Below are 9,055 nucleotides of genomic sequence, written 5' to 3' on the forward strand. Positions count from 1 at the left end.
GTGGCTCAGGGTGACGCAGGGGTGTCGCAGGGTGCCGCGACGGATCAGCGGCGCTCGCGGACGACGCGCACGCCGCCCGCCGGCACGGTGGTGACGGGGCCGACCTCCGCGCCGGTGAGCAGGTCGGTCCCGGACGCGGTGGCCTTCCGGTCCGCGTCGGTGTGGTTGAGCAGGAACAGGTAGGACGCGCCGTCCCCGACGCGGCGGACCGCCTCGACGCCGGGGTCGGCCTCGGCGGTGCGCGGCAGCCCGGCCTCCTCGACCAGCCGCGCCGTGACGCGGTCGACGGCGTCCCGGGGCAGCGCCGCCCCGACGTACCAGGCGGCCCCGCCGCCGTCGACGGACCGCCGGGTGACGGCTGCGCCGCCCGCGAGCGACGAGGTGGCGTACCGGACCACCGCCTCCGCGCCGTCGAGCTCGACCCGCTCGGTCCAGTCCGCGACCTCGGCGCCGTCGTCCAGCCGCACGCGCTCGCCGGGCTGCAGCGGGTAGAACTCGTCGGTCCACGCGCCGAGCACGTCCGCCAGCGCGCCGAGCCCGGGCCGGACCCGGCCGGTCGGCTCGCAGACCCCGGACAGGTAGGTCACGAGCAGGGTCCCCCCGCGCGCGGGCACGGCGCGCAGCCGATCCGCCTCCGCGTCGGACAGCACCTGCAGCGTCGGCACCAGGACCAGGTCGTAGCCGTCGAGGTCGGTCCCGGGCGGGACGACGTCGCACAGCACCTGCCGCTCCCACAGCGCCCGGTGCCAGGTGCGCAGCTCGCGCCCGTACCGGAGCGCGCGGTGCGGGGTGAGCCCGTGCTGCAGCGCCCAGCCGGCCGGGTCGTCGACGACCATCGCGGCCCGCGCGGGCTCGACCACGGTGCCCTGCACCTCAGCCAGCGCCCGGAGGTCCCGCCCGAGGGCGACCACCTCCCGCCAGACCCGGGACCGGGTGCCGGAGTGCGGCAGCATCGCCGAGTGGAACTGCTCGGCCCCGGCGGTCGACGCGCGCCACTGGAAGAACAGCGCGCCGTCGGAGCCGCGGGCGACGTGTGCCAGGGCGTTCCGGGCGATCTCGCCGGGGTCCTTCGCGCGGTTGCGCTGCTGCCAGGACGGCGCGCCGGTGGAGTGCTCCATCAGCAGCCACGGGCGGCGGCCCGCCGACATCCCGCGCATCCGGTCGCCGGCGAACGCGAGGTCCTGCTCCCGGTCCGGGTCGTCCACCAGCGTGTAGTGGTCGTTCGCGACCACGGCGGTGTGCGGCGCCCAGGACGCGTAGTCCACGACCTGCGCGCCGGGCCCGACCATCATGTTGGTCGTGACCGGCACCGCGGAGTGCCGCTCGATCACCGCCTTCTCGGCCAGGTAGTGCGCGAGCAGCGCGTCCGAGGAGTACCGCTCGTAGTCGAGGTACAGCCCCGGGTTCGGCGCCCCGTGCTTCCCGCGCGGCGGCAGGATCTCCTCCCACGCGCCGAACCGGTGCCCCCACTGCGCGGTGCCCCACGCGTCGTTCACGGCGTCGACCGTCCCGTACCTGGCGCGCAGCCAGTCCCGGAACGCCGCCGCCGACACGTCGCAGTAGCACCGGGCGTTGCCGCCGCCGAGCTCGTTGCTGACGTGCCAGAGCCGCACGGCCGGGTGCCGGCCGTACCGCGCCGCCAGCGCCTCGACGTACCGCAGCGCGTACCGGCGGAACACCGCACTGCTCGGGCACCACGCCAGCCGGCCGCCCGGCGGCTGCTGGTACAGGTCGGCGTCGAACGGCAGCACCTCGGGGTGCGCGGTGTGCAGCCAGGACGGCGGTGCCGCGGTGGGGGTGGCGAGGTCGATCGCGATGCCGTGGGTGTGCAGCAGGTCGACGACCTCGTCGAACCAGGTCCAGTCGAACGCGCCGTCCGCGGTCTCGACCAGGCCCCAGGAGAAGACGCCGAGTGTGACCAGGTTGACCCCGGCCTCGCGCATCAGGGCGACGTCCTCGCGCCAGACCTCGCGCGGCCACTGCTCGGGGTTGTAGTCGCCGCCGTAGGCGAGGCCGTCGACCAGCCGGACGGGCGGGGCGGCCGGCGCGGCGGCGGGCGGCGGCGGCACGACCGCGCTGACGAACTCAGACACCGGCCCGCGCCCCGCCCGCGGTCGCGGCGCGCGCCGCGGCCTCCGCCTCGTCGATCGGCACCCACGCGCCGAGGGTGTGGTCGTAGCAGACCGAGTTGTCGATGCCGTCCCGCGCCACGGCGGTGTCGCCCTCGCGCCCGACGCTGCCGACCCGGTCGGGGTCGGGCGCGGCCATCGCGAGCAGCCGGGTGTAGTCGTGGTGCGGGTCGAGGATCACGGCGTCGGACGGCCCGCGCTCGACGACCCGGCCGCGGTAGAGCACCAGGATCTCGTCGGAGAAGTGCCGCGCGGTCGCCAGGTCGTGCGTGATGTAGAGGACGGCGAGGTTGTCCTCCCGCTGCAGCCGGCCGAGCAGGTTGAGCACCCCGAGCCGGATGGACACGTCGAGCATCGACACCGGCTCGTCGGCGATCAGCACCTGCGCGCCGGGGGCGAGCGCCCGGGCGATCGCGACGCGCTGCCGCTGCCCGCCGGACAGCTCGTGCGGGCGGCGCGCCGCCATGTCCTCCGCCGGGTGCAGGTTGACCCGCTCCAGCATCTCCAGCACCCGGGCGTGCGTGGACGCGGCGTCGTGGGTGCGGCGGTGGATCCGCAGCGGCCTCGCCACGTGGTGCTCGACGGAGTGGAACGGGTTGAGCGACGCGAACGGGTCCTGGAACACCATCTGCACGTGCCGCTGGTAGACCGACCCCATCACCGGGGTGCGGTCGTCCAACTGCACGTCGATCGTCCCGGAGGTCGGCTTCTCCATCCGGGTCAGCAGCTTGGCGATGGTCGACTTGCCGGAGCCCGACTCGCCCACCAGGGCGACGGTCCGCCGCGGCACCAGGTCGAACGACACCCGGTCGACCGCGCGCAGCGTGCTGCGGCGCAGCCCGGAGCGCAGGCCGTAGTCCTTGGTCAGGTTGGTGACGTGCACGCTGGTCATCAGGCCTCCTCGGGGTCGACGCCCTCGCGGATGAACGCGCCGCGCTCGCCGGACAGGCTCGGGAACGACCCGAGCAGCCGGCGGGTGTACGGGTGGGCGGGGGAGCGGTGCAGCTGCGCGGCCGTGTCCAGCTCGACGATCTCGCCGGCGAGCATCACCGCGATCCGGTCGCTGATCTCCAGCAGCAGGGGCAGGTCGTGCGTGATGAACACGACCGCGAAGTCGAGCTCGTCCCGGAGCCGGACGATCTCCCGCAGGATCTCCCGCTGCACCACGACGTCGAGGGCGGTGGTCGGCTCGTCCATGATCATGATCTGCGGCTCGAGCAGCATGGCCATCGCGATCATCACGCGCTGCCGCATGCCGCCGGACAGCTCGTGCGGGTAGGACCGCAGCCGCCCCGGGTCGACGCCGACCCGGGTCAGCACCTCGGCGGACCGCTCCCGGCGCTGGGCCCGGGACATCCGCGCGTGCGCGCGCAGGGTGTCGTCCAGCTGCGACCCGATGGTGCGCACCGGGTTGAGCGAGTTCATCGCGCCCTGGAACACCATCGACAGCTGCGACCAGCGGAACCGGCGCAGCGGTTCGTCGTCCAGGCCGAGCAGGTCGACGTCGCCGCCGTCCCGGTCGTGGAACACCACGGAGCCGGACGCGATCCGGGCCGGCGGCTGGTGCAGCCGGTTGATCGCGTAGGCGAGGGTCGTCTTGCCGCAGCCGGACTCCCCGGCCAGGCCGAGGATCTCCCCGCGGCCCAGCTGCAGGCTCGCGTCCTTCACGGCGGTGACCGGCTGGTCGACGTCGTAGACGACGGTGAGGTCGGTGACGGTGAGCACGGGGCGGCGCGCGGGGGCGGCGGCGTGCGGGACGCGGTCGGTGAGGGTGGTCATCGGGCGGCCTCCGTCCGGCGGGCGGCCCGGCGCGCGGCGTTCGCGCGGCGGCGCGCGGTGCGGGCGTTCTTCAGCCGGGGGTTGATGATCTCGTCGATCGAGAAGTTGACCAGCGACAGCCCCATGCCGAACAGGGCGATCACCAGGCCCGGCGGCACGAACCACCACCAGGCGCCGAGCGGGAGGGCGAAGCCGTTCTGCGCGTAGAACAGCATCGTCCCGAGCGTCGAGGCGTTCGAGGCGCCGAGGCCGAGGAACGACAGCCCGGCCTCGCCGAGGATCGCCGCGATCACCGCGTACACGAACTGCGAGGCGAGCACCGGCAGCAGGTTCGGCAGGATCTCCACGCCGATGACCCGCCACGGCTTCTCGCCCGACAGCCGGGACGCGGCCACGTAGTCCCGGGACCGCACCGACAGGGTCTGCGCGCGCAGCACCCGGGCGGACGCCGCCCACGACGTCAGGGCGAGCACCACCGCGATGGTCCACAGGCCGCGGCTCTCCCGGGGCACGAAGCCCGAGATCACGATGACCAGCGGCAGGCCCGGGATCACCAGGAACACGTTCGACAGCAGGGAGAACCCCTCGTCGGCGGCGCCGCCCAGGTAGGCGCCGTAGATCCCGAAGAACGCCGACAGCAGCGTGGCGAGCACGCCGACCATGAGGCCGATCTGCAGCGAGCCGCGGGTGGCGTACGCCAGCTGGGCCAGCACGTCCTGCCCGGTCTGGGTGGTGCCGAGCCAGTGCTCCGCCGACGGCGGGGCGAGGCCGACGTCGCTGATCGCGTCGGGGTCGCCGACCAGGTACGGCCCGACCACGCCGAGCAGCACCACGCCGGCGATCAGCACGAGGCCGGTGGCGAGCCACGGGGTCATGGTGGGCAGCAGCATCCGCCACGCGGGACGGGCGCGGGTCCCCGCGGGGCGGGGCTCGGGCGCGTCGGTCGGCGCGGTGGTCTCCACGGGACCGCCGGGCCCCTCGACGGCCACCTGCACGTCCGGTCCGATGTTCGTCATCGCCGGCTCCCCTCAGCCCTTCGCGCGGGTGCGCGGGTCGATGAGGCCGTACAGCAGGTCGACGACGAGGTTCGCGCCGAGCACGGCCAGGGTGATGAACAGGAACACGCCCTGCATGAGCGCGTAGTCGTTGTTGGTGACCGCGGCGAGCAGCCGGGACCCGATGCCGGGGTAGGAGAACACCTGCTCGGTGACCACGGACCCGGAGACGACGAAGCCCAGCGAGATGGCGAACCCCGCGACGGACGGCAGCACGGCGTTGCGCGCGGCGTAGTTCCGCATCACCTGCCCGTGCGGCAGGCCCTTGGCGCGGGCGGTCAGCACGTAGTCCTCGGACAGCGTGGACACCATCATGTTGCGCATCCCGAGCAGCCAGCCGCCGATGGACGCGACCACGATCGTCAGCGCGGGCACGAAGCCGTACTCGATCGCCGACCCGATGAACTCGGGCGACCAGCCGGGGTCGAGCACCACGTCGTAGCCACCCTGCGACGGGAACCAGCCGAGCACCCGGGACAGCAGGTAGACCAGCACCAGCGCGAGCCAGAAGTAGGGCACCGCGGCGAGCAGGGTGGTCAGCGGCACGGCCGAGTCCAGCCAGGTGCCGGGGCGCCAGCCGACGAACGCGCCGAGCAGCACGCCGATGGTCGCCGCGAGCACGGTCGCGATGCCGACCAGCACGACGGTCCACGGCATCGACGTGCCGATGACCTCGCTGACCGGGGTGGGGAAGTAGGTGACCGAGACGCCGAGGTCGCCGTGCACCAGGTTCGACAGGTAGGTGCCGTACTGCTGCAGCAGGGAGTCGGTGGTGTCGCCGCCGAGCAGGGCGGAGTACGCCTCGCGCGTCTCCGGCGTGACGGTCCCGCCGCGCTGCTGGAGCTTGGCCAGCAGGATGTCGACCGGGTTGCCCGGGAGCAGGCGGGGGATGAGGAAGTTCAGGGTGACGGCGGCCCACAGGGCGACCGCGTAGAAGCCGAGCTTGCGCAGGACGTAGTTCACGTCGCGACCCTTCCGACGGCGGGGGGAGGTCCGGGGTGGCCCGGTGCCGGGCGGCCGCACGGTGCGCGCGGCCGCCCGGCCCGGGTCGCCTCAGCCGGCCGCCGGCTCCAGGCGCTTGAAGATCTCCGCGGCGTCGAACGCGGACCACACCGCCGGGAAGGCGTAGAGGTCGTCCTCGGTCGGCCAACCGGTGAACTCGCCGACGTTCCACTCGCTCGTGGTGCCGCCGGTGAGGATCGGGATGTACGGCATGTCCTCGACGACGGCGGCCTGGATCGTGTCGAAGTACGGCTGCCGCGCCGCGGCGTCGTCCAGCGGCATCGACTTCAGCGCCTCGAGCGCGGCGTCGACGTCCGGGTTCGCGTACCGGGAGTAGTTGTTCCCCGCCGCCTCGCCGACCGGGGCGCCCGTCGCCGAGGAGAAGAAGTACGTGTACAGGTAGTACGGGTCGGGCGCGGGGCCCTGCCACAGCGAGTCGATCGCGAGCTGGAAGTTGCCCTGGGTGCGGCGCTCGGTCCACTCGTTCCAGGACGACTGCGCGGTCTGCACGTCGATGCCGGCGGCCTTCGCCTGCTGCGCGATGGTCTGCACCGCGGTGATGTAGTCGGTCCAGCCGGTGACGACCTCGACCGTCACGGTGAGCCGCTCGCCGTCCTTGGCGTAGATGCCGTCGGAGCCCTTCGCCCAGCCGGCGGCCTCGAGCACCGCCGCGGCACCCTCGGGGTCGGCCTTCTCGGGGGCGACCGGCTCCGCGACGTCGGCCGAGATGGTGGCCTCCTGCGTGGACGTCAGCGCGAAGGTCGGCGAGATCTCGGACGCGGTCTCCTCGAACGCGAGCTGGTTGAGCTGCGTGCGGTCCATCGCCAGGTACAGCGCCTGCCGGACGGCCGGGTCGGTCTGCGGCCCGGAGCAGCCGAGCTCGACGCTGGAGCAGGTGGCGAGCACCATCTGGTTCTGCGCGGCGGTCAGCGTGTCGTAGCCCGGGAAGTTCTCCGCGACGTTCTGGATGTCGGGCACGGGGCCGGTCTGCCAGTCGATGGTGCCGTTCGCGATGCCGTCGGCGCCGGCGGTGTTGCCGGACAGCGACAGGAACCGGATGGTCGTCACGGCGGGCTCGCCGCCCCAGTAGTCGGGGTTCGCGGTGTAGGTGAAGGCCTGCGGCTTGAAGTCCCCGAGCGTGTACGCGCCGGTGCCGACCGGGTTCTCGACCACGTCGGCGGTCGGGTCGACGTCCGCCCACAGGTGCTCCGGGACGATCGGGACGCCGGACAGCACGTCGGGGCCCTGCACGAACGCGGGGGCCTCGAAGGTGAACGTCACGTGGGTGTCGTCGACGGCGGTGGCGGTGCCCGCGTAGCCCACGTTGTTGATCGCGGGGGTGCTGGCGAGCAGGTCGTAGGTGAACACCACGTCGTCGGCGGTGAACGGCTCCCCGTCGCTCCAGGTGACGTCGTCGCGGAGCGTGACCTGCAGCTCCGTGCCGTCGTCGTTCCAGGTGTAGTCCGTGCCGAGCAGCGGGACCGGGTCCGACTCGGCGGCCTTGTTGATGAAGAACAGCTGCTCGTAGATCGCGCCGAGCCCGCCGATGCGCGATGGGGAGAACGGGTTGAAGTTGACCTGGTAGTCGCCGGACTGGCCGGTGTAGGCGACGAGCGTCGTGCCGTCGCCGGAGGCGCCGGTGCTGCCCGAGCCGCCGCCGTCGCCGCCGCTGCACGCGGCGAGCAGGGCGAGGGTCGCGGCGCCGGCGACGAGCGCGACCCCCTGGCGGGGACGGCGCCGGTGCGTGCGTGCTGACCTGAGGAACATCGCTGGTCCTTTCCACCCGTCGCGGCCGACGGTCTGGTCGTGGCCGCGTCGTCGCGGCCCGGGGAAACGCAGGCATATCGTTACGTGCTTAAATTAAGCATGTCAAGATATGGTCGGGCGATGCGCACGACACCCCGTGCCGCGACCGGGGCGCTCGTCCTCGACCTGATCCGGACGCTCGGCACGGTCAGCAGGGTCGAGCTCGCCGACCGGTCCGGGCTCACCGCGGCGACCATCACGCACGTCGTGCGGGACCTCATGGGCGAGGGCCTGGTGCACGAGGTCGGCCGCGTGACCGGCGGCGTCGGCTCGCCCCGGCGGCTGCTGGAACTCCACGCGGGCGCCTGGTTCGCGGTCGGCGTGCAGCTGGACCGGTGCGCGAGCAGCGTCGTCGTCACCGACTTCGCGGGCCGGCGGGTCGCCTCCACCGGCGTGCGCGGGGTGGGCCGGGGCGCGCCGGACGACACGCTGCCGGTGCTCGCCCGGCACATCGACCTGCTGCTCGCCGGCGCCGGCATCCCCCGCGACCGCGTGCTCGGCGTCGGGCTGGTCACCCACGGGCCCCAGGACCGCGCGGCCGGCGCCGTCCTCACCGGGCAGCCGACCCCGGAGTGGCGGGACTACCCGCTGACCGGGACGCTCGCCCGGCTGCTGGGGCTACCGGTGCTGCTGGAGAACGACGCCACCGCCGCCGCCGTCGGCGAGCAGTGGGTCGGCGCGCTCGACGTCGACACGTTCGGGGTGCTGTACATGGCCACCGGCGTCGGCGGCGGCGTGATCGCCGGGTCCGAGGTGTACCAGGGCGGCACCGCGAACCCCGTGGAGATCGGGCACGTGCCGGTCGACCCCGCGGGACCGGCGTGCGCGTGCGGCAACCGGGGGTGCGTCGAGGCGCTGGCCGGCCCCGGCGCGGTGGTCCGCGCCGCGCTCGCCGACGCGGCGCTCGCGGCCCGGCTGGGGCTCGCCGGGGGCGAGGACGCGGTGCTGGCCGACTTCCAGCGGGTGGCGCGGGCCGCCGTCGCGGGGGACGCGGCGTGCGCCGCCCTGCTCGCCGCGTCCGCCCGGCACCTCGGCACCGCCGCGGTGACGCTGATGAACCTGTTCGACCTGGATACGGTGGTGCTGGCCGGGCCGGCGTTCGGCGTCGCCGGGCCGCTGTACGTCGCCGGGGTGCAGGAGGTGGTCGACGCGGGCGCGCTCGCGCGGCTGCTCCGGCCGGTGCGGGTGCGGCTGTCCCGGGACGTGCGGGTGTCCGCGGCCGTGGGCGGGGCGCTCGTGGTGCTGCGGTCGCCGCTCGGGCGGCCGGGGGTCCCCGTGGGGGAC

7 protein-coding genes are annotated in these 9,055 nt (G+C 74.1%); 1 reads left to right on the top strand and 6 read right to left on the bottom strand.

All coding sequences use genetic code 11. The features are described 5' to 3' along the window. Window positions 1-44 precede the first annotated feature (44 nt). From G6556_RS03205 to G6556_RS03230, 6 genes are all read right to left on the bottom strand, one after another. Complete coding sequence (locus G6556_RS03205; protein WP_346774694.1) at window positions 45-2,093, bottom strand: beta-galactosidase; 2,049 nt, start codon at window positions 2,091-2,093, stop codon at window positions 45-47. Further along, a complete protein-coding gene (locus G6556_RS03210) occupies window positions 2,086-3,021 on the bottom strand; it encodes an ATP-binding cassette domain-containing protein (protein WP_166938555.1) in 936 nt (311 codons plus the stop codon). The genes G6556_RS03205 and G6556_RS03210 overlap by 8 nt, the downstream gene beginning before the upstream one ends. Beyond that, window positions 3,021-3,908: an ABC transporter ATP-binding protein gene (locus G6556_RS03215; protein ID WP_166938557.1), complete on the bottom strand. Its 888-nt coding sequence runs from the start codon at window positions 3,906-3,908 to the stop codon at window positions 3,021-3,023. Before G6556_RS03215 ends, G6556_RS03210 begins: the two co-directional genes overlap by 1 nt. Beyond that, window positions 3,905-4,924: an ABC transporter permease gene (locus G6556_RS03220; protein ID WP_240933540.1), complete on the bottom strand. Its 1,020-nt coding sequence runs from the start codon at window positions 4,922-4,924 to the stop codon at window positions 3,905-3,907. The genes G6556_RS03215 and G6556_RS03220 overlap by 4 nt, the downstream gene beginning before the upstream one ends. A gap of 12 nt (window positions 4,925-4,936) precedes the next feature. Further along, the gene (locus G6556_RS03225; RefSeq protein WP_166938559.1) at window positions 4,937-5,926 is read right to left on the bottom strand and encodes an ABC transporter permease; all 990 of its coding nucleotides are present in this window, start codon (window positions 5,924-5,926) and stop codon (window positions 4,937-4,939) included. 90 nt (window positions 5,927-6,016) lie between these two features. After that, window positions 6,017-7,732 (bottom strand): ABC transporter substrate-binding protein, encoded by a 1,716-nt coding sequence (locus G6556_RS03230; RefSeq protein ID WP_166938561.1) that lies wholly within the window; start codon window positions 7,730-7,732, stop codon window positions 6,017-6,019. Between the two features lie 120 nt (window positions 7,733-7,852). On the opposite strand from G6556_RS03230, the gene G6556_RS03235 reads away from it, so the two are divergent. Beyond that, a partial coding sequence (locus G6556_RS03235; RefSeq protein WP_166938563.1) for an ROK family transcriptional regulator occupies window positions 7,853-9,055 on the top strand: 1,203 nt, incomplete at its 3' end.

Source organism: Cellulomonas sp. IC4_254 (assembly GCF_011603975.1).
In the GTDB taxonomy this organism is placed as follows: domain Bacteria; phylum Actinomycetota; class Actinomycetes; order Actinomycetales; family Cellulomonadaceae; genus Cellulomonas.